This window comes from Kitasatospora sp. NPDC007106 (assembly GCF_040634455.1).
In the GTDB taxonomy this organism is placed as follows: domain Bacteria; phylum Actinomycetota; class Actinomycetes; order Streptomycetales; family Streptomycetaceae; genus Kitasatospora; species Kitasatospora arboriphila.
In genome coordinates this window covers 1-1,468 of sequence record NZ_JBEYFP010001197.1, presented here as the reverse complement: position 1 = coordinate 1,468, position 1,468 = coordinate 1, and the positions used below count along the sequence as shown (strand labels likewise).

The window sequence follows — 1,468 nt, the reverse complement described above, 5'->3', positions numbered from 1 at the left end:
CGATGCGGAGTTCCAGCAGCAGACACAACGGTGGGCCACCGGAGCCCATCAGGTTGGGCTGCGTACGGAGTTGCGGCGCCGAGGAGTCGATGAAGGCGATCACGCCGTCCTGACCGATGACTCTCAGTCCTGCGAGTGAGGCCGTCACCACCGGTGTTGCCCGGACGCCGTTGAAGTCCTGGATCGCCCCGGCGGTCGGAATCCCCCCGTGCCCCGAGTCGCCGTAGGGCACGAAGGCCACCACAGCGTCATTGCGCGGCGCAGTGCTGCTCGCGTCGAGGGCGATCGTGCCGGTGTGGACGATCTGCAGAGCGTCGGATCCGTCGGGGGCCCGGTAGGGGACGAACAGGTGCTGTGGTTTCATCACGTCTTTCGTCGGAATGAGGACCGACATGACCGCTCCCTGAAGGTTCGGGGGAAGGGCGCCGGCCGGATCTCCGTACCTGTGCGTGCAAGCATCTGGCCGACGCGGACTTCTTGCGGTTCGCGCGGGCTCGCGCGTTCGGACCGCCTGCGGCCGCTCGGCAGGACAGCCTGCGAGACCCGGCGGCGGACGTGAGCCGGACCGGTATCTCCATCCTGGGTCGCGCCGTCCGTGCTGTCCACCACTGGCTCCGCCCCTGCGGCCCGGGGCCGGTCCTGGGCGCGAAGCCACACGGTCCGGACGGTCACGGGGCGTTGTCGCGGCACCGGTCCCGCTCACCGTCCGGATTCCACCGGCCGCTCACGCCGGCACGGCCGATCCGGGACGGCCGATCCGGGACGGACGCCCGCCGGTTCGCGGGCCGTCGCCGAGCGGCTCGGCTTCACCGTCGAGGGGACGCTGCGCAGTTGCGGCATCGCCGAGGACGGCCGGCCGCACGACTGGTGGGTGGGCGGGCTGCCGGGGCCGTGAGGCCCCGGCCGCGCCGACGGCGGTACCCCCACGGGTCGGCGACCCGTGGGGGTACGGGGCACGGCCGGTCAGTCGGTGTCGTGCCGGCCGGGGCGCCGGTCGGGCGGGCAGTCGTAGGAGGTCAGGTAGTCGGCGGTCGGGCTGCCGACGCCGGTGACGGCGTCGTAGCCGCGGTCGGCGACCAGCGAGGTGTCGTGGCCCATGGTGCGCAGCGAGGTGGTGGTGCCCTCGCTCGCGTCGACGGTGTTGTTGAAGTCGACGCGGACCTGGGCGAGTTCGGTGCCGGGGCCGAAGGGGTGGTCGACCACGTCGTGGTAGGCGGCGCTGCCGTAGCGGGCGTAGATCGAGGGGTTGGCGAAGCCGATCGGGGAGCCCTGGGCCTGCTGGGCGAGGGCCTGGAGGGCGGCGACGACCGGGCAGGCGAGGCTGGTGCCGCCGATCCGGTACTCGCTGTAGCGGGCGCTGCCGTCGGGGAAGGTCTGGGTCTGGCCGACCAGGAAGCCGGTGTTGGGGTCGGCGACGGCGGCGATGTCGGGGACGACCCGGTTGCGGCCGCCGTTGGCGCCGGACAGC

The 1,468-nt window shown here is 73.0% G+C and carries 1 protein-coding gene and 2 pseudogenes; 1 reads left to right on the top strand and 2 read right to left on the bottom strand.

Features of this window, described 5'->3' with window-relative positions:
- Window positions 1–394 (bottom strand): hypothetical protein (locus ABZ641_RS37110; protein WP_359988977.1); only part of this gene is annotated, 394 nt, incomplete at its 3' end.
- A gap of 381 nt (window positions 395–775) precedes the next feature.
- On the opposite strand from ABZ641_RS37110, the pseudogene ABZ641_RS37105 reads away from it, so the two are divergent.
- A pseudogene (locus ABZ641_RS37105) lies at window positions 776–895 on the top strand (GNAT family N-acetyltransferase); the annotation flags it as partial.
- 68 nt (window positions 896–963) lie between these two features.
- On the opposite strand, the pseudogene ABZ641_RS37100 reads toward ABZ641_RS37105, so the two are convergent.
- Window positions 964–1,468, bottom strand: a pseudogene (locus tag ABZ641_RS37100) (serine protease); the annotation flags it as partial.